This window comes from Extensimonas perlucida, from assembly GCF_007655255.1.
Classification (GTDB): Bacteria; Pseudomonadota; Gammaproteobacteria; order Burkholderiales; family Burkholderiaceae_C; genus Extensimonas; species Extensimonas perlucida.
On sequence record NZ_VMYE01000005.1, the window covers coordinates 161,371 to 186,759 of the forward strand.

24 protein-coding genes are annotated in these 25,389 nt (G+C 67.4%); 10 read left to right on the top strand and 14 right to left on the bottom strand.

Annotated elements, in window-relative coordinates:
* Positions 1 to 27: 27 nt before the first annotated feature.
* The 6 genes from FK527_RS06820 to FK527_RS06845 all read right to left on the bottom strand — a co-directional run bounded on the left by FK527_RS06820 (position 28) and on the right by FK527_RS06845 (position 6,900).
* Positions 28 to 621 (bottom strand): SRPBCC family protein, encoded by a 594-nt coding sequence (locus FK527_RS06820; protein WP_144731476.1) that lies wholly within the window; start codon positions 619 to 621, stop codon positions 28 to 30.
* A gap of 58 nt (positions 622 to 679) precedes the next feature.
* A complete protein-coding gene (locus FK527_RS06825; RefSeq protein WP_144731593.1) occupies positions 680 to 1,954 on the bottom strand; it encodes a vWA domain-containing protein in 1,275 nt (424 codons plus the stop codon).
* Positions 1,955 to 2,184: 230 nt separating this feature from the next.
* Entirely contained in the window at positions 2,185 to 3,108 is a 924-nt protein-coding gene (locus FK527_RS06830; protein WP_144731479.1) for an AAA family ATPase, read from the bottom strand.
* Between the two features lie 102 nt (positions 3,109 to 3,210).
* Positions 3,211 to 4,002 (bottom strand): FAD binding domain-containing protein, encoded by a 792-nt coding sequence (locus FK527_RS06835; RefSeq protein WP_144731482.1) that lies wholly within the window; start codon positions 4,000 to 4,002, stop codon positions 3,211 to 3,213.
* Positions 4,003 to 4,013: 11 nt separating this feature from the next.
* Positions 4,014 to 6,401 (bottom strand): xanthine dehydrogenase family protein molybdopterin-binding subunit, encoded by a 2,388-nt coding sequence (locus FK527_RS06840; protein WP_144731485.1) that lies wholly within the window; start codon positions 6,399 to 6,401, stop codon positions 4,014 to 4,016.
* Between the two features lie 31 nt (positions 6,402 to 6,432).
* A complete protein-coding gene (locus FK527_RS06845) occupies positions 6,433 to 6,900 on the bottom strand; it encodes a (2Fe-2S)-binding protein (RefSeq protein WP_144731488.1) in 468 nt (155 codons plus the stop codon).
* Positions 6,901 to 7,140: 240 nt separating this feature from the next.
* Here FK527_RS06845 and FK527_RS06850 point away from each other — a divergent pair, with 240 nt between their 5' ends.
* From FK527_RS06850 to flhC, 5 genes are all read left to right on the top strand, one after another.
* Positions 7,141 to 8,370: a helix-turn-helix domain-containing protein gene (locus FK527_RS06850; RefSeq protein ID WP_144731491.1), complete on the top strand. Its 1,230-nt coding sequence runs from the start codon at positions 7,141 to 7,143 to the stop codon at positions 8,368 to 8,370.
* A gap of 191 nt (positions 8,371 to 8,561) precedes the next feature.
* On the top strand, positions 8,562 to 9,698 hold the full coding sequence (locus FK527_RS06855) for an aromatic ring-hydroxylating oxygenase subunit alpha (RefSeq protein ID WP_144731494.1): 1,137 nt from the start codon (positions 8,562 to 8,564) through the stop codon (positions 9,696 to 9,698).
* 255 nt (positions 9,699 to 9,953) lie between these two features.
* Entirely contained in the window at positions 9,954 to 10,817 is an 864-nt protein-coding gene (locus FK527_RS06860) for a sulfurtransferase (protein ID WP_144731497.1), read from the top strand.
* Between the two features lie 247 nt (positions 10,818 to 11,064).
* Complete coding sequence (gene flhD, locus FK527_RS06865; protein ID WP_144731499.1) at positions 11,065 to 11,391, top strand: flagellar transcriptional regulator FlhD; 327 nt, start codon at positions 11,065 to 11,067, stop codon at positions 11,389 to 11,391.
* Positions 11,392 to 11,425: 34 nt separating this feature from the next.
* Positions 11,426 to 12,004: a flagellar transcriptional regulator FlhC gene (flhC, locus tag FK527_RS06870; protein ID WP_144731502.1), complete on the top strand. Its 579-nt coding sequence runs from the start codon at positions 11,426 to 11,428 to the stop codon at positions 12,002 to 12,004.
* Positions 12,005 to 12,037: 33 nt separating this feature from the next.
* Here the strand turns inward: flhC and FK527_RS06875 are convergent, their stop codons facing one another.
* The 3 genes from FK527_RS06875 to FK527_RS06885 all read right to left on the bottom strand — a co-directional run bounded on the left by FK527_RS06875 (position 12,038) and on the right by FK527_RS06885 (position 14,655).
* Positions 12,038 to 12,616, bottom strand: coding sequence for a BPSL1445 family SYLF domain-containing lipoprotein (locus FK527_RS06875; protein WP_144731505.1), 579 nt, complete (start codon positions 12,614 to 12,616; stop codon positions 12,038 to 12,040).
* Between the two features lie 40 nt (positions 12,617 to 12,656).
* Positions 12,657 to 13,235, bottom strand: coding sequence for a BPSL1445 family SYLF domain-containing lipoprotein (locus tag FK527_RS06880; protein ID WP_144731508.1), 579 nt, complete (start codon positions 13,233 to 13,235; stop codon positions 12,657 to 12,659).
* A 109-nt stretch (positions 13,236 to 13,344) separates the two neighbouring features.
* Positions 13,345 to 14,655, bottom strand: a complete 1,311-nt coding sequence (locus FK527_RS06885) for a hemolysin family protein (RefSeq protein WP_144731511.1) — start codon at positions 14,653 to 14,655, stop codon at positions 13,345 to 13,347.
* Between the two features lie 25 nt (positions 14,656 to 14,680).
* Here FK527_RS06885 and FK527_RS06890 point away from each other — a divergent pair, with 25 nt between their 5' ends.
* Complete coding sequence (locus FK527_RS06890) at positions 14,681 to 15,532, top strand: symmetrical bis(5'-nucleosyl)-tetraphosphatase (RefSeq protein WP_144731514.1); 852 nt, start codon at positions 14,681 to 14,683, stop codon at positions 15,530 to 15,532.
* Positions 15,533 to 15,648: 116 nt separating this feature from the next.
* Positions 15,649 to 16,461 (top strand): hypothetical protein, encoded by an 813-nt coding sequence (locus tag FK527_RS06895; RefSeq protein ID WP_144731517.1) that lies wholly within the window; start codon positions 15,649 to 15,651, stop codon positions 16,459 to 16,461.
* A 78-nt stretch (positions 16,462 to 16,539) separates the two neighbouring features.
* On the opposite strand, the gene FK527_RS06900 is transcribed toward FK527_RS06895, so the two are convergent.
* A complete protein-coding gene (locus FK527_RS06900; protein ID WP_144731520.1) occupies positions 16,540 to 18,021 on the bottom strand; it encodes a DEAD/DEAH box helicase in 1,482 nt (493 codons plus the stop codon).
* 96 nt (positions 18,022 to 18,117) lie between these two features.
* Positions 18,118 to 18,684, bottom strand: coding sequence for a dCTP deaminase (gene dcd, locus FK527_RS06905; RefSeq protein WP_144731523.1), 567 nt, complete (start codon positions 18,682 to 18,684; stop codon positions 18,118 to 18,120).
* A 140-nt stretch (positions 18,685 to 18,824) separates the two neighbouring features.
* Here dcd and FK527_RS06910 point away from each other — a divergent pair, with 140 nt between their 5' ends.
* The 3 genes from FK527_RS06910 (at position 18,825) to radA (ending at position 22,482) form a co-directional block, all read left to right on the top strand.
* The gene (locus FK527_RS06910; RefSeq protein WP_144731525.1) at positions 18,825 to 19,499 is read left to right on the top strand and encodes a response regulator; all 675 of its coding nucleotides are present in this window, start codon (positions 18,825 to 18,827) and stop codon (positions 19,497 to 19,499) included.
* Between the two features lie 71 nt (positions 19,500 to 19,570).
* The gene (locus FK527_RS06915; RefSeq protein WP_144731527.1) at positions 19,571 to 21,061 is read left to right on the top strand and encodes a sensor histidine kinase; all 1,491 of its coding nucleotides are present in this window, start codon (positions 19,571 to 19,573) and stop codon (positions 21,059 to 21,061) included.
* A 41-nt stretch (positions 21,062 to 21,102) separates the two neighbouring features.
* The gene (gene radA, locus FK527_RS06920; RefSeq protein ID WP_144731530.1) at positions 21,103 to 22,482 is read left to right on the top strand and encodes a DNA repair protein RadA; all 1,380 of its coding nucleotides are present in this window, start codon (positions 21,103 to 21,105) and stop codon (positions 22,480 to 22,482) included.
* A 106-nt stretch (positions 22,483 to 22,588) separates the two neighbouring features.
* Here the strand turns inward: radA and FK527_RS06925 are convergent, their stop codons facing one another.
* Genes FK527_RS06925 through FK527_RS06935 form a run of 3 tightly spaced genes read right to left on the bottom strand, consistent with a single transcriptional unit; the run spans position 22,589 to position 25,292 of the window.
* Positions 22,589 to 23,686 (bottom strand): protein-glutamate methylesterase/protein-glutamine glutaminase, encoded by a 1,098-nt coding sequence (locus FK527_RS06925; protein ID WP_144731596.1) that lies wholly within the window; start codon positions 23,684 to 23,686, stop codon positions 22,589 to 22,591.
* Positions 23,687 to 23,713: 27 nt separating this feature from the next.
* Positions 23,714 to 24,388, bottom strand: a complete 675-nt coding sequence (gene cheD, locus FK527_RS06930) for a chemoreceptor glutamine deamidase CheD (protein ID WP_144731533.1) — start codon at positions 24,386 to 24,388, stop codon at positions 23,714 to 23,716.
* On the bottom strand, positions 24,375 to 25,292 hold the full coding sequence (locus FK527_RS06935; RefSeq protein ID WP_144731536.1) for a CheR family methyltransferase: 918 nt from the start codon (positions 25,290 to 25,292) through the stop codon (positions 24,375 to 24,377). The genes cheD and FK527_RS06935 overlap by 14 nt, the downstream gene beginning before the upstream one ends.
* Positions 25,293 to 25,389: the final 97 nt, after the last annotated feature.

Genomic DNA, 25,389 nt, shown 5'->3' on the forward strand with positions numbered 1-25,389 from the left:
GTGCACCAAGCCATCGGTCAGGAGGGCTCACTTCGCGAACCACCAGACGAGCAGCAGCACCACCACGGCGCCGCCCACGGCCCAGACCCAGGTCGGGATGCCGCCCGCAGCCGGCGCGGCGGCCGGTGCCGGGGCCGCCTCTGGGGCGGCGGGCGCCGGGTAGCGGCGCTGCAGCTCTTCGTCGAAGCGCTGGAAAAAGTCCTCGGCCATGGACTTGGCCGCGCCGTCGATCAGGCGCTGGCCCAGCTGCGCGATCTTGCCGCCCACGGTGGCGTGCACGGTGTAGCGCAGCTCGCAGCGCGGCCGCCCCGATTCGTCGGGCGGCAGCTCGACGAGCTGTACCTGCGCCGTACCCTTGCCGAAGCCCGCCACGCCGCCCGAGCCTTCGAAAGCGAGCGTGTAGCTTTGCGGCGCGACGATGTCCGAGAGCTTGATCTTGCCCGCGAACTTGGCCGACACCGGACCGATCTTGAGTGCCTGCGCGACGCTGAACTGGTTCTCGCCCGTGGCTTCGATCTTTTCGCAGCCGGGGATGCACAGCTTGAGCACCTCGGGGTCGTTGAGCGCATCCCAGGCCTGTTGCTGGCTCACGGCGAGGGTGCGGCTGGCTTGCATTTCCATGGTGTTTTCCTTTATTGCGAGATATTTCGATCGGCGAATCCAAGAGCGTGTTGCCGTTCTATGTCCGCAGCAGACGCGCGAGGCTCGCGGCGAGCTGCTGCAGGTGTTCGAGGTTGTGCACGGCGAGCATGGCGTGCGCCTGGCGGTGCAGCACCGTGGCGCCGCGCGCGCTGGGCTTGTAGTCGGCAAAGCGCAGCAGCGGATTGAGCCAGAGCAGGCGCGCGCTGTGGCACCGCAGCCAGGCGAGCTCTTGTTCGAGCAGCGCGGGCGCGCCGGTGTCCAGGCCGTCGCTGATGAGCAGCACCAGCGTGCGCCGCCCCACGAGGCGGCGCGCGTGCCGCGTGCGCAGCTGCGCCAGGCTCGCCCCCATGCGCGTGCCGCCCGCAAAGTCGGTGATGGCGCGGCCCGCCGCGGCGAGCATGGCGTCGGTGTCGGCCTGACGGAACGCGGGCGTGAGGTCGGTCAGGTCGGTGCCGAAGGCGAACACGTCGCGCCGCAGGGCGCCTTGCGCACCACCCGATGCCGTGGCCGCATGCAAAAAGGCGAGCAGCAGGCGCGCGTAGCGCTCCATCGAGCCCGACACATCGACCAGCACCAGCAGCGGCAAGGGGCGCGCCTGGCGCGCCAGGCGCGGCAGCTGCACGATTTCGCCGCCGTGGCGCGTGGCGCGGCGCAGCGCGCCGGGCCAGTGCATGCGCGCGCCGCGCAGGCCCGGGCGCGTGCGCCGCGCGGCGTACTGCGGCAGCGGCAGCGCGATCTCGCGCGCCAGGCGCTCCACGAGCCGGTATTCGCTCGCCGAGAGCTGCGCAAAGTCGGCCTGGCGCAGACGCTGCAGCGCGCTTGCGGCCAGCGCAACGTCGAGCTCGAACTTTTCGTCCGCGCGCGGCTGCGCCTGCTGCGCTGCCTGCAAGGGCGCAAGCGCCTCGGCCACGCGCGGGCGCCGGGGCGGCGCGAGTGCCGGGGCGGGGCCGCGCGGCAGCATCTGCGCGAGCAGTTTCTGCGCGACTTCGGGGTTGCGGAAATACAGGTCGAACAGTTCGTGGAACACCGCGCGGTCTTCGGCGCGGCTCACGAACACGGCCTCGAGCGCGGCGCGAAAGTCTGCACGCTCCAGCCCCACGAGCAACAGCGCCTGCTGCGCCAAGGCCATGCGCGCGGCATCGACGCGCACACCGGCGCGGCGCAGCGCGCGGCCAAAGCCGCCGAGGTTCTCGGCGAGCTTGCCGCGGCGCGCGTCGCCGAGCTGGGACACCGCTAGGAGCCTGTCGGCCTTTGGAATCGTCGGCTGCGAATGCGCCGCAGCGGCCCATTTTTTACCGTCTTCTTGCCCCATAGCACCACTATGGGGCGGCGAATCCGGCAAAAACTGGCCTCGCTGGGGCGCATTCTCGCTCTCGACGCCCAAAGTCCGACAGGCTCCTAGCGCTGGCGCGCCATGGCCCGCCCGATCGGGCCCACCCTCGGCCTCAGCTCGGCCCCCCGCTCGGGCTTCGGCTGCGGCTTGGATTCCCTGCGAAAAGCCCGTCATCGCCTTGCTCCTGCGCTGCACCCCGACATGGTGCCTCACACGGCTTCTACGGGCTGCAGCAGCGCGGCGGCCATGTCCTGCGTGAGCGCGGCCACGTCCTCGCGCTGCTTGAAGAGCACGCCCGCGGTGTCGCGCACCACTTCGGGATCGACGACCAGCGTGTCGAGCGCAACGAGCGCCTTGGCCCATTCGACGCTCTCGGCGATGCCGGGCACGCGCTGGAAGGCGTCGGCAAAAGGCTGGCTGCGCAGCCGCGCCACGAAGTCGGCCACCTGCGCCGCGAGCGCCGCGCTCGCCCCCGGCACCTGCGCACGCACGATGGCGAGCTCGCGCTCGCGCTCGGGGTAGTCGAGCCAGAGGTACAGGCAGCGGCGCTTGACGGCGTCGTGCAGGTCGCGCGTGCGGTTGCTCGTGAGGATGGTCACGGGCGTGGCCTGGGCGCGGATGGTGCCAAGCTCCGGGATGCTGACCTGGTACTCGCCGAGGTATTCGAGCAAAAAGGCCTCGAAAGGCTCGTCGGCCCGATCGACCTCGTCGATCAGCAGCAGCGCGCCGGGCGCGGGCGCCTGCAGCGCCTGCAGCAGCGGGCGGCGGATGAGGTAGCGCTCCTGATAGACCTCGCGCTCGAGCTGCGCGGTGTCGGCGCCGCCGCGGCCTTCGGCGGCGCGCATGTGCAAGAGCTGCGCAGCGTAGTTCCACTCGTACAGCGCCTCGCGCTGCTCGAGGCCGTCGTAGCACTGCAGTCGGATCAGGCTGCGCGCCAGCACGCGCGCGAGCGCCTGCGCAAGCGCCGTCTTGCCGACGCCAGGCTCGCCTTCGAGCAGCAGCGGGCGCTGCAGCCGTAGCGCCAGGAACACCGCGGTAGCCAGGCGCCGGTCGGCAAAGTAGCCCTCGGCTTGCAGGGCGTGCAGCAGGGCATCGACGCTGAGGGGTTGTGGTAGGGGTGCGGGGGCTTGCATTGCTTATTTTTTGATAGCTACTAGCGCTTTCTACATAAGCGCAAAGCGGCGATTTTGCTTAACTTTCGATGGCTCTGCAGTGCCCCCGACGCATGCAAGGGCTCACCCCAGCATCTGCGCCACGGCGCGCTGCGTCAGCACGCTGATGAGCTGCGCGCGGTATTCGGCACTGGCGTGGATGTCGGCGTTGAGCTCGCTCGGGTCGATTTTGACCGCGGCGGCGGACTCGGGCGTGAAGCGCTGGTTCAGCGCCGCCTCCAGCCCAGCGTGGCGGAACACGCAGCCCGCGGCGCCCGTGACGGCCACGCGCACGCCGCCCGCGGTCTGCGCCGCGAACACGCCCACGAGCGAAAAGCGCGAGGCCGGCTGCTTGAACTTGAGGTAGGCCGCGCGCTGCGGGATGGGGAAGCGGATCGCGGTGATCAGCTCGCCTTCATCGAGCGCCGTGGCGTACATGCCGAGGAAGAAGTCGTCCGCGGCGATCTCGCGCCGGTTCGTGATGACCGTGGCGCCCAGGCCCAGCACGGCGCTCGGGTAGCAGGCTGCCGGGTCGTTGTTGGCCACCGAGCCGCCCAGCGTGCCGCGCGCGCGCACCTGGCGGTCGCCAATGTGCGCGGCAAGGTGCGCCAGCGCAGGGATGGCCGACTGCACCTCGGCGCTCGCGGCCACGTCCATGTGGCGCGTCATGGCGCCTATGCGCAGCGCCTGGCCCTCGCGGCGGATGCCGGCGAGTTCGGCGATGCCGTTGAGGTCGATGATCTGCCCCGGGTTGGCCAGGCGCAGGCGCATCGAGGGCAGCAGGCTCTGTCCGCCGGCGATGGGTTTGCCGCCGGCCGCGGCCAGGCTGGCCGCCTCGGCCACGCTGGCGGGGGTTTCGTAGGTGAAGGCGTACATGCGGGTTCTCCTCAGGCTTTGGCGTTCTGGATGGCTTGCCACACGCGGTGCGGCGATGCGGGCATGTCGAAGTCTTTGACACCCAGCGGCCGCAGGGCGTCGAGCACGGCGTTGATGACCGCGGGCGGCGAGCCGATCGCCCCCGCCTCGCCGCAGCCCTTGGAGCCCAGCGGGTTGTGCGTGCAGGGCGTGCACACATGGCCGAGCTGGAAATTGGGGAAATCGTCCGCGCGCGGCATCGCGTAGTCCATGTAGCTGCCGGTGAGCAGCTGGCCGGTTTCGCGGTCATAGACGCAGTTTTCGAGCAGCGCCTGGCCGATGCCCTGCACCAGCCCGCCGTGCACCTGGCCTTCGACGATCATGGGGTTGATGATCACGCCGAAGTCATCGACCGCGGTGAAGCGGTCGACGCGCGTGGCGCCCGTGGCCGGGTCGATCTCGACCTCGCAGATGTAGGTGCCCGCGGGGAAGGTGAAGTTGGTCGGGTCGTAGAACGCGGTTTCGTTCAGGCCCGGCTCGAGTTTGTCGAGCGGGTAGTTGTGCGGCACGTAGGCCGTGAGCGCGACCTGCGCGAAGGGGATTTTTTTGTCGGTGCCGCGCACGATGAATTCGCCGCCCTGGAAGTCGATGTCGGCGTCGCTCGCTTCGAGCAGATGCGCGGCGATCTTCTTGGCCTTGGCCTCGATCTTGTCGAGCGCCTTCATGATCGCCGAGCCGCCCACGCTGAGCGAGCGCGATCCGTAGGTGCCCATGCCGAAGGGCACGCGCCCGGTGTCGCCGTGCACGATGTCCACGTTTTCGACCGGAATGCCCAGGCGCGCCGCCACCACCTGCGCGAAGGTGGTCTCGTGCCCCTGGCCGTGGCTGTGCGAGCCGGTGAACACCGTCACGCTGCCCGTGGGGTGCACGCGCACCTCGCCAGCCTCGAACAGGCCCGCGCGCGCACCCAGCGCCCCCGCGATGTTGCTCGGCGCGAGGCCGCAGGCTTCGATGTAGCTGCTGTAGCCTATGCCGCGCAGCAGACCTTTGGCGGCGCTCGCGGCGCGGCGCGCTTCAAAGCCGGCCACGTCGGCGAGCTCCTGCGCCTTGTTCATGCAGGCGTGGAAGTCGCCCGTGTCGTACTGCAGCGCCACCGGCGTCTGGTAGGGGAACTGCGTAATGAAATTGCGCTTGCGGATTTCGTCCTGCGACAGGCCCATCTCCCAGGCGCAGCGCGACACCAGGCGCTCGATCAAGTACGTCGCCTCGGGCCGGCCCGCGCCGCGGTAGGCATCGACGGGCACGGTGTGGGTGAACCAGCCATCGACCTGCGCAAAGATCTGCGGTGTGCCGTACTGGCCTGCGAGCAGCGTGGCGTACAGGATGGTGGGCACCACGGTGGAGAAGGTCGAAAGGTATGCGCCCAGGTTGGCGTGCGTGTGCACGCGCAGTGCGAGGAACTTGCCGTCCTTGTCCATGGCCATTTCGGCGTGGCTCACGTGGTCGCGCCCGTGCGCGTCGCTCACGAAGGATTCGCTGCGCTCGGCCACCCATTTGACGCTGCGGTTGAGCTTTTTCGCGGCCCAGGTCACGCACACGTCCTCGGCGTAGAGATAAATTTTGGAGCCGAAGCCGCCGCCCACGTCGGGCGCGATCACGCGCACCTTGTGCTCGGGCAGGCCCATCACGAAGGCCGTGAGCAACAGGCGCTCGACGTGCGGATTTTGGTTCGCCACGTAGAGCGTGTATTCGTCGCTCGCGCGGCTGTAGGCGCCGATCGCCGCGCGCGGCTCCATGGCGTTGGGGATCAGGCGGTTGTTCACGAGGTCCAGGCGCGTGACGTGCGCCGCGCCCGCAAACGCTGCATCGACCGCGGCCTTGTCGCCAATGGCCCATTGGAAGCAGCGGTTGTCGGGCGCTTCGTCGTGCACCACGGCGCCGGGCACCGCGCCCGCTGCGGCGTCAGCCACGTTGACCACGGCGGGCAGCACGTCGTAATCAACCTCGACGAGCTCGGCTGCATCACGCGCCTGCTGCTGCGTGAGCGCCACCACCATGGCCACCTGGTCGCCCACGTGGCGCACCTTGCCCTGCGCCAGGATGGGGTGCGCGGGCTCCTTCATGGGCTGGCCGTCGGTGCTCGTGATGAGCCAGCCGCAGGGCAGGCCGTTGATCTTGTCGGCAGCGACGTCCGCGCCCGTGAATACGGCAAGCACGCCGGGCGCGGCCTTGGCGGCGTCGGTGTTGATGCTGTTGATTTTGGCGTGCGCATGCGGCGAGCGCACGAACACGGCGTAGCTTTGCGCGGCCAGCGTGATGTCGTCGGTGTACTGGCCTGCGCCCGTGAGGAAGCGGTAGTCCTCCTTGCGGCGCACGGATTCGCCGATGTGCGGCAGGCGGGAAAAGTCGGAAGCACCCATGTCTGATCTCCTTGAAAGGTGGTGGGTGGGTTCAGGCGCCCATGGCCTCGCGGCCCTGCTGCACCGCGCGCACGATGTTCTGGTAGCCCGTGCAGCGGCACAGGTTGCCTTCGAGCAGCTCGCGGATCTCGGCCTCGCTGGCCTGCGGGTGGTGTTTGACCAAGTCCACTGCGCTCATCACCATGCCCGGCGTGCAAAAGCCGCACTGCAGGCCGTGGCACTCCTTGAACGCAGCCTGCATGGGGTGCAGCGTGCCGTCAGGCGCGGCCAGTCCCTCGATGGTCTGCACCTCGGCGCCCTGTGCCTGTACGGCCAACATGGCGCAGGACTTCACGGCGCGGCCGTTGACGAGCACCGTGCAGGCGCCGCACTGGCTGGTGTCGCAGCCTACGTGCGTGCCGGTGAGCGCGAGCTGCTCGCGCAGCGCGTGCACGAGCAGGGTGTTGGGCGGCACATCGACACTGGCGGCGCGCCCGTTGACGGTGAAGTGGACTTGCATCGGTGGGTCTCCTCGAAGCGGGTGGGACAGGTGGATCGCCTGCCATTTTTGACCTGCGTCCACGCGCCGTTTTTTGGGGAAAACCCTGAATTTCCTTGGGCCCTGCGCGGATATTCTCAAAATGTGACATGCGGCACGATGCGGCCGGGCATGATCTTTCCCACCCTGCTGCACGAATCCGCCGAATCACGCGCCCGGCTGCGCGCGCCCGTTTGCGCACGACCTTTTCGAGAGGCCCGGATGTCCCTCACCGCCCCGCCAGCGTCCCCCGATCGCCTCGCGCTCGTCGCGCAGGCACGCCAGGCGCTGCGCGACGCGCCAGGCGCACATGCCACTGCCCTGCTGGCCGCGGCCGCGGGCCTGGAGCCGTGGCTCGCGCGCTCGTGGCAGCGTTGCCTAGCCAGCGGCCTGCAGCCGACGCAGCGCGTGGTGTTCGACGCCGTGGGCTCCGCCACATTGCGCCGCATCCACGAGCAGCACCACGACCTGCTGCAAGCAGCCCGCCCTGTGCTCGAGCAGCTCGCGCGCACCATCACCGGCATGCGCTACTTTGCGCTGCTGACCGACGCGCGCGGCATCGTGCTTGCAGTGCAGGGCCTGCACGGCCAGCCCGCGGACGGCGACCCACGCGCCCGTGCCATCGGGCGGGTGGGCATAGACCTGTCCGAGTCTGCCGTGGGCACCACGGCCATAGGCGCGGCGCTGACCGAGCAGCAAGCCGTGTGGCTGCACCGCGGCGAGCACTTTTTCGAGGACAACACGTGCTACAGCTGCGCCGGCGCACCGCTGTTCGACCCCTGGGGGCGCTGCATGGGCATGCTCGACCTGACGGGCGTCGATGTGCCCGAGCGCCCCGAGCTGCGCCACCTCGCGGCGCGCTCGGCACGCGCGATCGAAGACGCGCTGCTGCTGCAGCAAGCGCACGCGCTGCTGCTGCGCGTGAACTGGCCCGGCAGCCCGCTCGGCGGCGAAGGCGACGGCTTGCTCGTGCTGGACGCCGACGGGCAGGTGCTCGGCAGTAACGGCGTGGCGCGCCAGCTCATGCCGCTGCCCCAATTGCCGCCGGGCACCGCCTTGCATTGGGGCCACCTGTGCGCGCTGCCTTGGGGCATGTTGCTGGGTGCGGCGCAGCAAGCCGCGCGCCACGGGCCGGCCCCGCTCGAACTACCCCTGTGGTCGGGCCTGCGCCTGCACGGCCTGGCACTGCCGGCCGCGCCCCAACGCACGCTAGTGGCGCTGACCGCACCGCCCGGCGCGCCGAGTGCCAGCGCCGAAACCGCAGCAACCGCAGCAACCGCAGCAACCGCAGCAACCGCAGCGAACGTGCCCGCGCCGCTGCGCGAAACCGAAACGGCGCTGATCCGCCAGGCCGTCTGGGCCGCGCGCGGCAACGTCGCGCAGGCGGCGCGCGCCCTGGGCATCAGCCGGGCCACGGTCTATCGCAAGCTCGGCAACCCAAAGAAGCCGTAGCCGCCTGCACACGCCAAAACGCTCTTGCCGCGCCCCAATTCACGCACGGCCCCTACGGGAATCACCCCGCAAATAACCCTGCTCGCTACAATCCCATTCCCTTCCGGCGGGGGTCGCTTGGCTCCTGCCGGTTTCATTGTCAAGATGCACGGCGCATCCTCCCTGTGGGGAGTCTTTAGGTCAGGTCACCCATGTCTGATTTAAGTCTTCGACTGCAGCAGGCCGCAAGCCAACTACCAGTTTCCAGCTATTTCGACGAGGCGCTGTTCCAGCGCGAACTGGAGCGCATCTTTCAGCCTGGGCCCCGCTATGTGGGGCACGAACTCTGCGTCCCGAACGCGGGCGACTACTACGCTTTGCCGCAGGAAAACGGCGGCCGCGCGCTGGTGCGCGATGCGCAAGGGCAGGTGCAACTGGTCTCGAACGTCTGCCGCCACCGCCAGGCGGTGATGCTGCAAGGGCGCGGATCGCTCTACACGCAGCAAAAAGGCAGCGCGGGCGGCAACATCGTGTGCCCGCTGCACCGCTGGACCTACAGCGCGCAGGGCGCACTGCTGGGCGCGCCGCACTTTGCGCAAGACCCGTGCCTGAACCTGCGCAATTACCCGCTGCGCTCCTGGAACGGCCTGCTGTTCGAAGACAACGGGCGCGACATAGCCGCCGACCTCGCGCAGCTCGGCCCGCGTGCCGAACTCGACTTCAGCGGCTATGCGCTCGACCGCGTCGAGCTGCACGAGTGCAACTACAACTGGAAGACCTTCATCGAGGTCTATCTCGAGGACTACCACGTCGGCCCGTTCCACCCGGGCCTGGGCAATTTCGTGACCTGCGACGACCTGCGCTGGGAGTTCCGCGAGAACTTCTCGGTGCAGACCGTGGGCGTGGCCGCAACCTTCGCGCGGCCCGGCTCCGACGTTTACAAGAAGTGGCACGAGGTCTTGCTCAAATACCGCAACGGCAAGATGCCCGAGCGCGGCGCGATCTGGCTCACGTACTACCCGCACATCATGATCGAGTGGTACCCGCACGTGCTCACCGTCTCCACCGTGCACCCGGTCAGCCTCGACAAGACGCTGAACATGGTGGAGTTTTACTACCCCGAGGAAATCGTCGCCTTCGAGCGCGAATTCGTCGAGGCGCAGCAGGCGGCCTACATGGAGACCTGCATCGAGGACGACGAAATCGCCGAGCGCATGGATGCAGGCCGCAAGGCGCTGTTTGCGCGCGGCGACAACGAAGTCGGCCCTTACCAAAGCCCCATGGAAGACGGCATGCAGCACTTCCACGAGTGGTACCGGCGCGTGATGGGCATGCGCATCACTGCCTGAAAGCTACCGCAGCGATAGCGGCCTGCGCGCATCCACAAAGCGCGCAGGCCGTTTTTTATTCATAATTTCCAGCCATGCAAGCCGCCTGGATGTTCGCTGCCGCGCGCTCTTTGCGCTGATGGGCATGTGCATCATGCCCCCTCTCTTTGGGCCACAAGTTTTTGGCCATGAGCAAACCATTGCAACGCTGCGAAGCCTGCGGCCCGCTACGGCGCGCCAGCGCACCATGGCAGCCATCCACACAGGAACCTTGACATGCCAGCCTACACCACCCTGATCACGGCCGCCGAGCTGCAAGCCCTGCAAGCCAGCGGCGCACCGTTGTTGCTCTTCGACTGCAGCTTCGACCTTGCGCAACCCGAGGCGGGCACGCAGCAGTACCGCACGGCGCACATCCCCGGCGCGCACTACGCGCATCTGGACCATGACCTGAGCGCTGCCGCGCAGCAGCCGCGCGCCTCGGGCGGGCGCCATCCGCTGCCGCTGCGCGAGGTCTTTGCCGACTGGCTCGCGCGCCATGGCCTGCATCCCGACATGCAAGTCGTCGTCTATGACCGCAATGGCGCGAATTTCTGCGGGCGCCTGTGGTGGATGCTGAAGTGGCTGGGGCACGAGGCCGTGGCCGTGCTCGACGGCGGCCTGCAAGCCTGGCAAGCCGCGGATGGCGCTGTACGCAGCGGCCCCGAGCCTGCGCCCGAGCCAACGCCGTTCGTGCCGGGCCCCGCGCTGCGCCGCCTGGTCAGCGCGGCCGAGGTGCTGGCGGCGCTGGGCCAACCCACGCAAACCCTCATCGACGCGCGCGCCACACCACGCTACCGCGGTGAAGTCGAGCCGCTGGACCCCGTCGCGGGGCACATTCCCGGCGCGCTGAACCGCCCGTTCACGCTCAATTTTCAGGACGACGGGCGCTTCAAGCCCGCGGCCCAGCTGCGCGCCGAATTCGAGGCGCTGCTGGAAAACCGCGCGCCCGCGAGCGTGGTGCACTACTGCGGCAGCGGCGTGAGCGCAATCCCGAACCTGCTCGCCATGGAAGTCGCCGGGCTCGGCCAAACGGCCCTTTTCGCGGGCAGCTGGAGCGAATGGTGCAGCGACCCCGCACGGCCCGTGGAGCGCGGGTGAGGGCGCAAGCGCGAGGCCGCAACAGCCGCAGCAAGTCCTCGCGCAGCTGGCGCACCACCCGAGCTGGGCCCCCACAGCCTGCGCCATTTGTCAGGCAAATTCCTACAAAGACCGGCGCGCAGACTGACACGCGAAACCGCCAAACGCCGACTTAATTTTTGATTGGGGCGAAATCACAATCCATTTCAACGGATCGCGCAATAGCACTTCTGCCATGCACCGATCCGGCCCTGAAAGGATTGCCGCCATGACCAACGACCAACTCCTCGCCGAAATCCGCGAAGCCAACCTCACCTACCTGATGCTGGCGCAGAACCTGATTCGCCAGGACAAGGCCGAAGCCGTGTTCCGCCTGGGCATCAACGAAGACGCTGCCGATATTCTGGCATCGCTGTCGGCAGCGCAAGTGCTCAAACTGGCCTCGAGAAACACCCTTCTTTGCAGCTTCCGCGTCGACGACAACCTGGTCTGGAGCCTGCTCACGAACCACACACAGAAAAAGTCGGGAAGCGATGCCACAAACACCCTGCACGCGAACATCCTCATGGCAGGGCGCATCTCCGAGGTGCTCTGAATCTTTACAGACTTTTCGTTAAAAGGACGCCATCATGACCGCCGCCATTGCCGATACAGCGATCAAAACAAAAGCCAAAACGAGCACCAAGAGCGTGCTCGACGAATCGCGCCAGATCGAGCGCGCGGCCATGCTGATCCAGATGGGCGCACGCATGCAGGTGCTGGAGTCGGAAACCACGCTGTCCTACGAGCGCCTGATCCGCCTCTACAAAGAAATCGCAGGCAAGTCCCCGTCCAAGGGCCAGTTGCCGTTTTCGACCGACTGGTTCCTGACCTGGCAGGAAAACATCCACAGCTCGCTGTTCCTCAACATCTACGAGTACCTGTCCAAGGGCGTGAGCCTGGATGCGGTGGAGCTGCTGACCAAGGCTTACCGCCTTTACGACGAGCAGATGCGCATGGCACAAATCGAGCCGCTGCTGTCGTTCACGCGCGCCTGGCGCCTCGTGAAATTCGTCGATGCCGGCATGCTCACGCGCACGGCGTGCAGACAATGCGGCGGGCAGTTCGTCACCGAACCCTACGAGAATGCGCGCTACTACACCTGCGGCCTGTGCAATCCGCCCGCGCGCGCGGGCAAGAGCAAGAGTGCCGGCGCGCTGACCTTGTAGCCAAGATCAGCGCGGCGCAAACACCAAACAAACTCAGAGCTTGATCTTGGTGATCTTCGCGCCCTGCAGCGACACGCCGGCTTCGAGGCCGGCGTTGCTCATCACGAAGCCGACCACGGGCTGCTTGGCGGTTTCGCTGTCTATGCTGCCATTCGCACCGAGGTGCGCCACGGCCACGGTGGCATCTACGCCGGCCACCCAGCCATCGCTGCTGAGGAACTTCTGCAGCGCGTCGCTGGTGTTGAAGACGTAGATGATGGCCTTGGACTGCGCGCCGATCTGCCAGCCGAGCGAGCCCGCGCCCAGGCTGTAGTAGCCCTGAATGCGGCCGTGCTGCAGCAGCGCGCCGCGGCCATACTCGCCGCCGACCACGAAGCTGCCGCCCACCACTGAGGGAAACACCAGCACGCCGGCGGATTTGGCCACCATCTCGCGTGCATCGGGCGACACCTTGTAGAGCCGGTTCAGCGCGGCATTGACGTCGGCATCGAGCGCGGCGCGCGCCGAAGGTTTGGGCGCCGTGTCTTTTTCGCCGGTGGTGGTGCATGCCGTCAAAAGCACACTGCCAGCCACTGCGGCGAGCGCCAAAGTACGCAAAATGGGAGAACGCATGGTCAAACTCCTTTGCTCAGTGGAAAAACAAACAACACGCTCAAAGGCTGATACGCGAAATCTTCGTGCCCTGCAGCGACACGCCGGCCTCGAGCCCGGCATTGTTCATGACGAAACCGACCACAGGCTGCCGGATGGTTTCGCTGTCTATGCGGCCGTTGGCACCGATGTGCGCCACCGCCACGCTGGCATCGACGCCGGCCACCCAGCCCGTGCTGTCGAGAAACTTTGCCAGGGCTTCGCGGGTGTTGAAGACATAAATGACCGACTTGGACTGCGCACCGATCTGCCAGCCTATGGAGCCCGTACCCAGGCTGTAATAACCCTGCGTGCGCCCATCCACGAGCATGGCGCCGCGCCCGTAGCCGCCGCCGACCACAAAGCTGCCGCCGACGACCGACGGGAACACCAGCACCCCGGCGGCCTTGGCCACCATCTCGCGCGCGTCGGGCGCGACTTTGTAGAGGCGATTCAGCGTGTCGTTCACTTCTGCGTCGAGCGCCACGCGCGCCGAGGTGTTGGGCGCCGTGTCGGTTTCGCCTGTGGTCGTGCAGCCCGTCAAAAGCATGCTTCCGGCAAGCACGGCCAAGGTCAGCGTACGCAAGGTGGGGAAATGCATGGACAAAATCCTTCAAAAATCGCCGGTTGGACGCAGTGTAAGCGCTGGGCGTTACACAAATCTGTAGCAATGCTGCAGCCTTGTTTGCGCTTGTTTCGGCGCGCTTTGGCTATTCACCCTCTGCATGGTCGGCCGCGGGCGGCTGCAGCTGGGCCAGCACCTTGTCGATGCGCTTGCCATCGAGGTCCACCACCTCGAACACCCAGCCCGCGCAGCCGATGCGCTCGCCCACGACCGGCAAGTGGCCCGACTCGGCCATCAGCAGCCCTGCCAGGGTGTTGTAGCGCGCGCGCTCTTCGCCGGGCAGCTCGCGGATGCCCAGCCGCGCCTTGAGCTCGTTCACGGGCATGAGGCCGTCGAGCAGCCAGCTGCCGTCTTCGCGCTGCGTGGCCCAGGCCTCGCTCGCAGCGCCGGGCTGCAGTTCGCCGGTGATGGCTTCGAGCAAATCGTGCGGCGTCATGATGCCTTGCACCACGCCGTATTCATCGACCACGAACACCATGCGCCCAGCGCGCTTGCGGAATTGCTCGAGCAGCTCCAGGCCCGTGAGCGTTTCGGGCACGAAGACGGCGGGCTGCACATGCGCCTCCAAGCTGCCGCTCGCTTCAGGCCCGAGCGCCAGCAGGCGCGCCACGCTGATGATGCCGACCACCTCGTCGAGCGAGCCGCGGCACACCGGGTACCACGAATGCGCGCGCTCACCCTGCGCCACCAGGCGCAGGCAATCGGCCACGGACGCGCGCGCATCCAGCCACTGCACGTCGGTGCGCGGCACCATGAGCGAGGTCAACGGGCGGTCGTCGAGGTGAAAGACGTTGCGCACCATCTGGTGCTCGTGGTGCTCGATCACGCCCGCGGCACGGCCCTCTTCGAGGCTCGCGATGATCTCCTCCTCGGTCATGGAGCGCACAGCCGAATCATCGACGCGCAGCAGGCGCAACACGGCCTGCGTGGAAAGCGCGAGCAGGCGCACGAAAGGCTTGGCCACGCGCGCCACCCAGGTCATGGGCAGCGCGATCAGTCGCGCCACGGGCTCGGGGTAGAGCTGCCCGATGCGCTTGGGCACCAGCTCGCCGAACACGATGGTGATGAAAGTGATCACCGTGACCACCAGCGCCGTGGCCGCGACGCCCGCCGCGCCCGGGGCCATGCCCAAGCCTTGCAGCCAGTGCGCGAGTTGCTCACTGAACGCGGCCTCGCCGATGATGCCGTTGAGCATGCCTATCGAGGTGATGCCCACCTGCACCGAGGAGAGGAACTGCGTCGGATCGTCGAGCAGCGCGAGCGCCGCCTGCGCACCCTTGTCGCCCTCTTCGGCCAGCGCCACGAGGCGCAGCTTGCGACTCGACGCGAGCGCGAGCTCGGACATCGCGAACACGCCATTGAGCAGCGTCAGCAGCGCGATCAGCAGAAAATCCATGGGTCTTGACTAAACATTGAACACCATGGCACTTTACTGTATCGGCGACGTGCAAGGCTGCGACCGCGCCCTGGGGCAATTGCTCGAGCGCATCGGCTTTTCGCCGAGCCGCGACACCGTCTATCTACTCGGCGACCTGGTCAACCGCGGGCCCGACTCCGCCGCGGTGCTGCGCCGCTGCATGGCGCACGGCGACGCACTGCGCCCACTGCTGGGCAACCACGACCTGCACCTGCTCGCGGTAGCGCACGGCGCGCGCAAACCGGGGCGCAATGACACCTTGCAAGCCATGCTCGACGCCCCCGACCGCCCGGCCCTGCTCGAGTGGCTGCGCCAGCAGCCGCTCGCGCGCCAGCATCTGCATGGGCAGGACGAAGAAGCGCTCCTGCTCGTGCACGCAGGCGTGCTGCCGCAGTGGAGCGCGCAGGACACGCTGGCGCTGGCCGACGAGGTGCACGCCGTGCTGCGCAGCGCCGACCTTGGCGACTTCCTGCACCAAATGTACGGCAATGCGCCCGCGCAATGGCACGACGGCCTGCGCGGCGTGGAGCGCCTGCGCGTGATCGTCAATGCGCTCACCCGCCTGCGCTTTTGTACGCCACAAGGCACCATGGATTTTTCGAGCACCGAAAGCGCCAGCGCCGCCCCGCCGGGCCTGCTGCCCTGGTTCGACGTGCCCGGGCGGCGCACGGCGGGCCAGCCGATCGCGTTCGGCCATTGGTCCACGCTGGGCTGGCTCAACCGCCCCGACCTGCTCGCACTCGACACCGGCTGCGTCTGGGGCGGCGCCCTGAGCGCGGTGCGCTTCGGCCACACCCTGGCCGAGCGTGAACTACTGCAGGTGCGGTGTGCGCAGGCGCAAAAGCCGGGGGCGTGAGTGATGCTTATGAACAATCCGCGTTAATGATAGAGTCATGCTGGTCTGTTCAGAACCAAAATAACAGAAGAATGGAAGAACGCCCATGAACATCAATCTCCTCAAGGGTTCGAACGATGACAAACCGCGCCATCCAAACAGGTCTTCGCAACACAGCACTTCTCCGCACCATCGCACTGACCGTACTAATTTGTTCAGCCACTACGCTGCAGGCAGCACCGAACTGGGATGTCGTCGGTCTGAAACTCGGCATGAGCGAACAGCAGGCAGTCGCAGCTGTCAAGGCACATGCACCGACGGCCAAAATCACCATGAACTCGCTTAAGTTCAGCTACAACGATGGCGCGAAACGGCAAGACACTGCAGGGTTCACCTCGGGCCTGGTCGCACGTATACCCCTTTCCGATCAGGATCAGGAAACGCTCCAACTGGAGTTCTCAGCCCCGCCCCTAGAGCAGCGACTGATCAGCCTGCGCCGCACGCTGACAAGTTATGCGAACCCGCCGGCGCTGGAGCGCATGATGGATACGCTCACGCAGAAATACGGCAAGCCGGCCACCGTGCAGACATACGGCATCGGGATGATCAGCACGGATCTGGCGTGGGCACAGGCGGATCGCAAGCCCTGCGGCAGAGTGGACAAGGGACTGCTGCTGCCACCCGTGTCGCAGACACCCGATGCGCTGCGGTGGTATGCCGACCAACAGAAGAAACGGTTGGCTCCAACCGATCCGTCGCAATGCAGTGCCGTGCTGCAGGCCAAGCTGAAGACCAAGAGCGGAGGCTCCTCGGTAGTAAGCATGGAATTCCTGATGGCTGATCCAGGATATGGAGTGCCCGCCATGCAGGCTACCTCAAAGTGGCTGGCGGACCAAGAAGCCAACGCCCGCAAGGCACGCCTCAACTCCGGAGACACTCCCAAGCTGTGATCGGCGCATACCCCCCTGAAATGCAGATGCCGCGAGAGTGCTTCAGCAAAAATTGGGGTCAGATTCCAATTTCTTGGCTCAGGAACCCGCCTTGAGCAGCGCGGCGATCTTGCGCTTGGGTTTGATGTTGGGCGAGACGCCGTTGCGTGGGGGCGTGAGCACCTTCTCCACGGCCTCCCACGTAGCCGGGGTGGCGTCGGGGCTGGGTTCGTAGGGTTTGTCGAAAAACGGATCGCGTACGGGCGCGGGCGGGCGGAAGCCCCGCTGTGGGCGGTCGTCGCGCGCCGATCCTCTTGCCGATGTTCGGCCCGAATCCCGGCCCGACTCTCTACCTGATTCCCGGTCTCTGTCGCGTCCCGCCGCCCGTCCTGCGTCGCCCCCCGATCCGTAGCGGCCCTCGCGGCTGCGCGGGCGCTCGTGCTCGAGGGCGAGAGCTTCGGGGGCGATTTTTTTCTTGAGGAGTTTCTCGAGCTCGGCCACGAGGCGCGCGTCGCCCGGTGCGACGAGCGTCACGGCCAGCCCCGAGGCGCCCGCGCGCCCGGTGCGGCCGATGCGGTGCACGTAGTCTTCGGCGTGGAAAGGCACGTCGTAGTTGAACACCGCGGGCACATCCTTGATGTCCAGCCCGCGCGCAGCCACGTCGGTGCACACGAGCAGATCGACCTCGCCGCGCTTGAACGCTTCGAGCGCCTTCAGGCGTTCGTCCTGGCTCTTGTCGCCGTGCAGCGCCGCGGTCTTGAAGCCCTCGCGCTCGAGCGCACGCGCCAGGCGCGCACAGCCGAGCTTGCTGTTCACGAAGATGAAGGACTGCTTCACTTCCAGCGTGCGCAAGAGCTGCTGCAGCGCGCTGCGCTTGTCGTCCTCGCCCACGGCATAAAAGCGCTGCTCCACGGTGGATGCCGTCTCGTTCGGGCGTGCGACCTCAATGGTCACCGGATTGTTCAGGTAGCTCGCCGCGAGGCGCTTGATTTCGGGTGAGAAGGTGGCCGAAAACAACAGCGTGGTGCGCTGGCGCGGCAGGTAGGCGAGGATGCGCTGCAGGTCGGGCAGAAAGCCGATGTCGAGCATGCGGTCGGCCTCGTCGAGCACCACGTATTCGACCTGGTTGAGCACCACGTTCTTGGCCTCGATGTGGTCAAGCAGCCGCCCTGGCGTGGCGACGAGAATTTCCACGCCTTTTTTGAGCTCCAGCGTCTGCGGCTTCATGTCCATGCCGCCGAACACCACGGCGCTGCGCAGCTTCGTGTATTTGGCGTAGAGCGCGATTTGCTGCGCGACCTGGTCGGCGAGCTCGCGCGTGGGCAGCAGCACGAGCGCGCGCACCGGGTGGCGCGCGGGCGAGGTGGAGCTGTTTTCGTGCACCAGCAGGCGCTGCAGCAGCGGCAGCGAAAATGCCGCCGTCTTGCCCGTGCCCGTCTGCGCCGCACCCATGACGTCGCGCCCCTGCAGCACGACCGGAATGGCCTGCGCCTGGATGGGCGTCATCGCCGTGTAGCCCATTTCGGCCACGGCACGCGCCAGCGGCTCGGCCAGCGAGAGATTGGAAAAAGAACTTGTCATGAACCTCCTATTGTCGCACCGCAGCACGCGCGGCATCGTGCCGCGCTCGGCATGACACGGTGATGGCGCGGCGCGGTGCCGAGGGTGATGCGCGCCTCACGCCCTGGGCAGCGTCACGCCCACCTGTCCCTGGTACTTGCCGCCGCGGTCTTTGTAGCTGGTTTCGCAGACCTCGTCGCTCTCGAAAAACAGCACCTGCGCGCAGCCTTCGCCGGCATAAATCTTGGCGGGCAGCGGCGTGGTGTTGGAAAATTCGAGCGTCACATAGCCCTCCCACTCGGGCTCGAAGGGGGTGACGTTGACGATGATGCCGCAGCGCGCGTAGGTGCTTTTGCCCAGGCAGATCGTGAGCACGTTGCGCGGGATGCGGAAGTATTCGACGGTGCGCGCGAGCGCAAAGCTGTTGGGCGGGATGATGCACACGTCGCCATGAAAATCGACGAAGCTCTTTTCGTCGAAGTTCTTGGGATCGACCACGGTGCTGTGGATGTTCGTGAAAATCTTGAATTCGGGCGCGCAGCGGATGTCGTAGCCATAGCTGCTGGTGCCGTAGCTCACGATCTTGCGCCCATCGACCTCGCGCACCTGGCCGGGCTCGTAGGGTTCGATCATGCCGTGCTGCTCGGCCATGCGGCGTATCCATTTGTCGCTTTTGATGCTCATGCTGGGGGCCCTGGTTGTGCCGCGGCATTGTAAGCAGGGGGCCCGTCGCACAGGGTCGAGCAGTGCCAGGTGCGCGGCCCGCACGGCCATCGCTGCATGCCACAATCGCGCAAGAAACCAAAGCCCCGGAGACGAGCCCCATGCGCATCCTCATTGCCGAAGACGACCAGGTGCTGGCCGACGGCCTGCTGCGCACGCTGCGCAATTCGGGCGCGGCGGTGGACCACGTGGCCAGCGGCAGCGAGGCCGACGCCGCGCTGATGACGCACACCGAATTCGACCTGCTGATCCTCGACCTGGGCCTGCCGCGCATGCACGGGCTCGAAGTGCTCAAAAAGCTGCGCGGCCGCGGCTCCGCGCTGCCCGTGCTCATCCTCACGGCCGCCGACAGCGTGGAAGACCGCGTGCAGGGGCTGGACTTCGGCGCCGACGACTACATGGCCAAGCCCTTCAGCCTGCAGGAGCTCGAGGCGCGCGTGCGCGCGCTCACACGGCGCAAGGCTGGTGCGACGAGCAGTGTCATCCGCCACGGGCCGCTGGTGTATGACCAGGCGGGGCGCGTGGCCACCATAGACGGCAAGATGGTGGAGCTTTCGGCGCGCGAGCTCGGCCTGCTCGAAGTGCTGCTGCAGCGCGCCGGGCGCCTGGTCAGCAAGGAGCAGCTGGTCGAGCGCCTGTGCGAATGGGGTGAGGAAGTGAGCCTCAACGCCATCGAGGTCTATGTCCACCGCCTGCGCAAGAAGATCGAGCGCGGCCCGATCCGCATCGCCACCGTGCGCGGGCTCGGCTACTGCCTCGAAAAAATCCCCGCCTGACTCTCGAAAAATGAGCTGCTTACGCAGTATTGGCGGGCGTAAAAGGCAGTTTTTACTTATAAAAAACGACCTTGAAAATCTTCCAGCGCACGCAGCGCTCGCTGTTCGGTGAAATCCTCGACTGGATGCTCACGCCGCTGCTGCTCTTGTGGCCGTTGAGCCTCGCTCTGACCTGGCTGGTCGCGCAGACGCTCGCGAACAAACCTTTCGACCGCGCGCTCGAACACCACGCGCAGACGTTGGCCCAGCTCGTGAGCGTGGCGCACGGCCAGGTGCAGTTCCGCCTGCCGCAACCGGCCTATGAAATGCTGCGCGCCGACGCCGCCGACACCGTGTATTACCAGGTGCTCGCCCCCGACGGTGCGCTGCTCGCGGGCGACGCGAGCCTGCCGCAACCCGCAGGGGACGCACGCCCGGATCAGGATGCCGTCGATACGGTGTGGCTGCGCGACGACGAGTTGCGCGGCGTGGACATCCGCGTGGCCGCGGTTTGGGTGCCGCTCGCACTGCCTGCGGAGCAGGGCCGCCCCGCGCTGGCCTTGGTGCAGGTGGCCGAGACGCGCGAAAAGCGCGGCATGCTCGCGACCGAAATCGTCAAGGGCGTGATGCTGCCGCAGTTCGTGATCCTGCCGCTCGCGGTGCTGCTGGTGTGGCTGGCGCTTGCGCGCGGTATCCAGCCGCTGAGCCAGATCGAGCAGCGCATCCGCGCGCGCCGCCCCGACGACCTGAGCCCGCTCGACGAGCGCACGGTGCCGCTCGAAGTGGCGCCGCTCGTGGCCTCGGTGAACGACCTGCTCACGCGGCTAGCCGACTCCATCGCGACGCAAAAGCGCTTTCTCGCCGACGCCGCGCACCAGCTCAAGACGCCCCTCGCGGGCCTGCGCATGCAGGCCGACCTCGCGCAGCGCGAAGGCACGAGCACCGAAGACCTCAAACGCTCGCTGCAGCAGATCGGGCGCGCGAGCGTGCGCGCCACGCACACGGTGAACCAGCTGCTCGCGCTCGCGCGTGCCGAGGCGAGCGGCGCGCGCCTCGCGCACCAGCCCTGCAACCTTGCGCGCCTGACCATGGAAGCGGTGCGCGACTCGGTGCCGCGCGCGCTCGACAAGCACCTCGACCTGGGCTACGACGGCGCCCCGCCCACGGCGCCCGGCGTGTGGGTGCAGGGCAACCCCACACTGCTCAAGGAGCTGGTGCGCAACCTGCTCGACAACGCGATCAACTACACGCCATCGAGCGCCGCGCAGCCCGGCGTGGTCACCGCGCGCGTGCTCGCGGACCCGCTGAGCCAGGTCGTGCTGCTGCAAGTCGAGGACTCGGGCCCCGGCGTGCCCGAGGCCGAGCGCGAGCTCGTGTTCCAGCCGTTTTACCGCGCGCTCGGCAACGAGGCCGACGGCTCGGGCCTGGGCCTGCCCATCGTGCGCGAGATCGCACGCCAGCACGGCGCGCAAGTGCTGCTCGAAGACGCGCACCCGGATCGCCGCCCGCCGGGCGCGCGCTTCACGGTGCGCTTTGCGGCGCTGCCCGTGCCACAAGACCCGCCCGCGGGCAATGCTCTATAGTGCCGCGCCCAAGCTCTCGCCCCTCGCGTATTCCCACACCCATGGCCAAAGAAAAAACCCTGTTCACCTGCAGCACCTGCGGCGGCACGAGCCCGCGCTGGCTCGGCAAATGCCCCGCCTGCGGCGCCTGGAACACGCTCGTCGAAACCGTGGCCGAGGCCGAGCCGGGCAAGAACCGCTACAGCGCCGCCAGCTTTACAGGGCTCGCGCAAGCGCAGGCCGTGCAGCCGCTCGCGGCGATCGAGGCGCGCGACTTCGCGCGCACAGCAAGCGGCCTCGAGGAGCTGGACCGCGTGCTCGGCGGCGGCATCGTCGAAGGCGGCGTGGTGCTGATCGGCGGCGACCCGGGCATAGGCAAGTCCACCTTGCTGCTGCAAGCGCTCGACGCGCTGCAGCGCACGGGCCTGCCCACGCTGTACGTGACGGGCGAGGAAAGCGGCGCGCAGGTGGCGCTGCGCGCGCGCCGGCTCGGGCTCGAGCACAGCCCGGTGCAGGTGCTGGCCGAAATCCAGCTCGAAAAAATCCTCGCCACCATGGACGCGCACCAGCCCGCCGTGGTGGTGATCGACTCGATCCAGACCGTGTATTCCGACCAGCTCAGCTCGGCGCCGGGCTCGGTCGCACAGGTGCGCGAGTGCGCGGCGCACCTCACGCGCGCGGCCAAGTCCTCGGGCATGGCCGTGGTGCTCGTCGGGCACGTGACCAAGGAAGGCGCGCTGGCCGGCCCGCGCGTGCTCGAGCACATGGTCGATACCGTGCTGTATTTCGAGGGCGACACGCACAGCCCGTTTCGGCTCGTGCGCGCCATCAAAAACCGCTTTGGCGCGGTCAACGAGATCGGCGTGTTCGCGATGACCGAGCGCGGCCTCAAGGGCGTGAGCAACCCGAGCGCCATTTTCCTGAGCCAGCACAGCGCGCCCGTGCCCGGCAGCTGCGTGCTCGTCACGCTCGAGGGCACGCGCCCTCTGCTGGTCGAAATCCAGGCCCTGGTGGACAGCGGCGGCCCGAGCCCGCGGCGCCTGAGCGTGGGGCTGGAGCGCGACCGCCTGGCCATGCTGCTGGCCGTGCTGCACCGCCACGCGGGCGTGGCCTGCGCCGACCAGGACGTGTTCGTGAACGCCGTCGGCGGCGTGCGCATCAGCGAGCCCGCGTCCGACCTGGCCGTATTGCTCGCGATCACCTCGAGCCTGCGCGGCAAGGCGCTGCCCAAGGGGTTTTTTGCCTTCGGCGAAGTCGGCCTCGCGGGCGAAGTGCGCCCCGCGCCGCGCGGCCAGGAGCGCCTGCGCGAAGCCGCCAAGCTGGGCTTCAGCGTGGCCGTGGTGCCCAAGGCCAATGCGCCCAAAAAGGCCATAGAGGGCCTGACCATCCACGCCGTCGAGCGCGTGGAAGATGCGCTCGAGGTGGTGCGTGGGCTGGGGTGAAGCCGCGCAAAATTTCAAGCCAAATCGACACTTTGTGCTTACGCAGCAAGCACAAGCAGCTCCTAAAACATGAGCTATCGATAAGACCTTTCGGACAAAGCGGGGCTCAAATCCGGTGGTGCAGCCGGTCGGTGCTGCTGCGCAGGCGCGCGAGCAGCGCGGGGGTGATCTGCTGCAGCGGCAGCACCTCGTCGGCGGCGCCGTGGGCGATGGCTTCGCGCGGCATGCCAAAGACCACGCACGTGGCCTCGTCCTGCACGTAGTTGGTGGCGCCGGCGTCTTTCATCTCGCGCATCGCGGCGGCGCCATCGTTGCCCATGCCGGTGAGCATGATGCCGTAGGCATTGCGCCCTGCCACCGCCGCGACCGACTTGAACAGCACCTCGACCGAGGGTTTGTGGCGGTTCACGGGCGGGGCGTCTTCGACCACCGCGACGTAATTGGCGCCGCTGCGCGCGATGCGAAACTGCATGCCGCCCGGCGCGATGTAGGCGTGGCCGGGCAGGATGCGCTCGCCGTTTTCAGCCTCTTTGACGCCGATGCGGCACAGGCTGTCGAGGCGCGCAGCGAAGCTCGTGGTGAAGCCCGGCGGCATGTGCTGCGTGATGACGATGGCCGGCGCATCCGCGGGCATGGGCAGCAGCACTTCCTTGATGGCCTCGGTGCCGCCCGTGGAGGCACCAATGGCGATGAGCTTTTCGGTCGAGATGCGGCCCAGGGGCTGCGCAGGCGCCGCCGCGGCGCCTGCGTCCGCACTGGCGGCCGCGCGGGCCGCAGCCTTGGCGACGAGGCGATGCACGTGTGAGGCCGCAGCGATGCGGATCTTTTCGACGATCTCGTCGGCGAGCGCGTTGATGCCGCTCGCGAGCCCGACGCGCGGCTTGGCGACGAAGTCCACTGCACCGAGCTCGAGCGCACGGATCGTGACCTCGGCGCCGCGCTGCGTGAGCGTGGAGACCATCAGCACCGGCATGGGGCGCAGACGCATGAGGCGCTCGAGGAAGTCGATGCCGTCCATGCGCGGCATTTCGACATCGAGCGTGATCACGTCGGGGTTGCGCTCGCGGATCATCTCGCGCGCGATCAGCGGGTCGTTGGCCGTGCCTATGCACTCCATGTCGGGCTGGCGGTTGATGATCTCGGCCAGCAGGCTGCGCACCAGCGCCGAGTCATCGACCACGATCACGCGGATTTTTGGCTTCACTGGCATGGGTACAGAAAAAAAGATACGTCAAAACAGGTCTATCGAGCCGCCGGCCGTGGCCCTGGCGACCGTGGCGGCGTTGCCGCGCACCTCTTGCGCCTCTAGCGTTTCGGGGTGGGCGTGCGCGAGGCGCTTGACCATGGCCTTGCCCGTGACCGGAAAAAACGCCACCTTGCGCGGGTAGATGTCGAGCACGTCGTCCGACACGATGGGAATGTGCTCGGTGCGCAGGTATTCACGCACGAAATGCGTGTTGCGTTCACCCACGTTCATGGTGGTGAAATTGTGCATGACCTGCCCACCGCCAAAAATTTTGGCCTGCAGGTTTTCGCGCCGCGCACCGAGCTTGAGCATCTGGTTGATCAGCAACTCCATGGCATACGAGCCGTAGCGGCCCGAGACATCGCCCGGCTCGCCCTCGGGCAGCATGAAGTGGTTCATGCCGCCTATGCGCACCCGGCCATCCCACAGGCACGCGGCGATGCACGAGCCCAGCACCGTGGTGATGAGCATGTCCTCGCCGGTTACGAAGTATTCGCCCGGCAGCACTTTCACGGCGACGCGGCCGAAGTGGTTGTCGAGATAAAAAAATCCCGCTTCGCCAGGCTGGCGCGCGCGCGCCTTGAGCTGCGCGAGCAAGGCCCTGGACGCCGCGCTGGCAGGGTCTGGGGCCGCGCGGCGGGCCGATTCAGCGGCGTTCATAGACGGTCTTTCCGCGCAGCGTGAACAGGTCGCGCGCTTCGCTGAAATTTTCGGCGTGGCCCACGAACAGCAGACCACCCGGCCTGAGCACGCGGTGGATGCGCTCGAGCACGCGGCGCTGCGTGGGCGCGTCGAAGTAAATCATCACGTTGCGGCAAAACACGAGGTCGAACGGCTCCTTGAAGGGCCAGGACTCGCTCATGAGGTTGATCTGCAGGAATTCGATCATGCGCCGCAGCTCGGGCTTGACGCGCACCAGCCCCGCGTTCGTGCCCTTGCCGCGCAAGAAAAAGCGCTGCAGGCGCTCCTGGCTCAAGCCCTTGACGTTGTCGAGGCGGTAAACGCCCTGCGCGGCCGTGGCAAGCACGCGCGAGTCGATGTCGCTCGCCATCAACTGAAACGGCGCATGCGGGCCCAGCGTCTCGAGCGCTGTGATGGCGATCGAATAAGGCTCCTCGCCCGTGGAGGCCGCATTGCACCAGGCGCGCCAGCGCGTGCCCGCGGGCTTGCTGCGCAGGTGCGCGGCGAGCAGCTCGAAATGGTGCGGTTCGCGAAAAAAGGCCGTGAGGTTGGTCGTGAGCGCGTTCACGAACTCCTGCCACTCGCGGCCTTCGGCGCCCACTTGCGATTCGAGCCAGTCGAGGTAGGACTGGAAGCTGCCGTGCCCGGTCTCGCGCAGGCGACGTGCGAGCCGGCTATAGACCATGGCCTGCTTGCCCTCGTGCAGGCTGATGCCCGCGCGCTGGTAAATCAGCGCCCGCACGCGCGCAAAGTCGGCCGGCGTCCAGGCAAACTCGCGCCCCTGCAGCAAAGGGCCGGGCGGATCGGCAACGGGCCCGGAGTGTGATGCCCCGACCGCAGCGGGACGCGAACGGGATGCAGACAAAGGCGGTGAAAGAGACATCGCGACAACGCCCCGTCAGTGCCAAGCCGCTACAGGGATTCCGATGGCGTCGGATTGACCACTGCGTGCGTGCAACCAGCCTGTCTTCGGCATGCGC

Excerpts from the sequence above, each read along its gene's own strand:
- cheD (WP_144731533.1), bottom strand. The coding sequence starts at position 24,388 with ATGAACGCCGCTGAATCGGCCCGCCGCGCGGCCCCAGACCCTGCCAGC.
- FK527_RS06875 (WP_144731505.1), bottom strand. The coding sequence starts at position 12,616 with ATGCGTTCTCCCATTTTGCGTACTTTGGCGCTCGCCGCAGTGGCTGGC.
- flhD (WP_144731499.1), top strand. The coding sequence starts at position 11,065 with ATGACCAACGACCAACTCCTCGCCGAAATCCGCGAAGCCAACCTCACC.
- FK527_RS06850 (WP_144731491.1), top strand. The coding sequence starts at position 7,141 with ATGTCCCTCACCGCCCCGCCAGCGTCCCCCGATCGCCTCGCGCTCGTC.
- FK527_RS06880 (WP_144731508.1), bottom strand. The coding sequence starts at position 13,235 with ATGCATTTCCCCACCTTGCGTACGCTGACCTTGGCCGTGCTTGCCGGA.
- FK527_RS06935 (WP_144731536.1), bottom strand. The coding sequence starts at position 25,292 with ATGTCTCTTTCACCGCCTTTGTCTGCATCCCGTTCGCGTCCCGCTGCG.
- FK527_RS06885 (WP_144731511.1), bottom strand. The coding sequence starts at position 14,655 with ATGGATTTTCTGCTGATCGCGCTGCTGACGCTGCTCAATGGCGTGTTC.
- dcd (WP_144731523.1), bottom strand. The coding sequence starts at position 18,684 with ATGAGCATCAAAAGCGACAAATGGATACGCCGCATGGCCGAGCAGCAC.
- FK527_RS06835 (WP_144731482.1), bottom strand. The coding sequence starts at position 4,002 with ATGTACGCCTTCACCTACGAAACCCCCGCCAGCGTGGCCGAGGCGGCC.
- FK527_RS06900 (WP_144731520.1), bottom strand. The coding sequence starts at position 18,021 with ATGACAAGTTCTTTTTCCAATCTCTCGCTGGCCGAGCCGCTGGCGCGT.
- FK527_RS06855 (WP_144731494.1), top strand. The coding sequence starts at position 8,562 with ATGTCTGATTTAAGTCTTCGACTGCAGCAGGCCGCAAGCCAACTACCA.
- FK527_RS06910 (WP_144731525.1), top strand. The coding sequence starts at position 18,825 with ATGCGCATCCTCATTGCCGAAGACGACCAGGTGCTGGCCGACGGCCTG.
- flhC (WP_144731502.1), top strand. The coding sequence starts at position 11,426 with ATGACCGCCGCCATTGCCGATACAGCGATCAAAACAAAAGCCAAAACG.
- FK527_RS06890 (WP_144731514.1), top strand. The coding sequence starts at position 14,681 with ATGGCACTTTACTGTATCGGCGACGTGCAAGGCTGCGACCGCGCCCTG.
- FK527_RS06825 (WP_144731593.1), bottom strand. The coding sequence starts at position 1,954 with ATGGGGCAAGAAGACGGTAAAAAATGGGCCGCTGCGGCGCATTCGCAG.
- FK527_RS06860 (WP_144731497.1), top strand. The coding sequence starts at position 9,954 with ATGCCAGCCTACACCACCCTGATCACGGCCGCCGAGCTGCAAGCCCTG.
- FK527_RS06830 (WP_144731479.1), bottom strand. The coding sequence starts at position 3,108 with ATGCAAGCCCCCGCACCCCTACCACAACCCCTCAGCGTCGATGCCCTG.
- FK527_RS06820 (WP_144731476.1), bottom strand. The coding sequence starts at position 621 with ATGGAAATGCAAGCCAGCCGCACCCTCGCCGTGAGCCAGCAACAGGCC.
- radA (WP_144731530.1), top strand. The coding sequence starts at position 21,103 with ATGGCCAAAGAAAAAACCCTGTTCACCTGCAGCACCTGCGGCGGCACG.
- FK527_RS06845 (WP_144731488.1), bottom strand. The coding sequence starts at position 6,900 with ATGCAAGTCCACTTCACCGTCAACGGGCGCGCCGCCAGTGTCGATGTG.
- FK527_RS06895 (WP_144731517.1), top strand. The coding sequence starts at position 15,649 with ATGACAAACCGCGCCATCCAAACAGGTCTTCGCAACACAGCACTTCTC.
- FK527_RS06840 (WP_144731485.1), bottom strand. The coding sequence starts at position 6,401 with ATGGGTGCTTCCGACTTTTCCCGCCTGCCGCACATCGGCGAATCCGTG.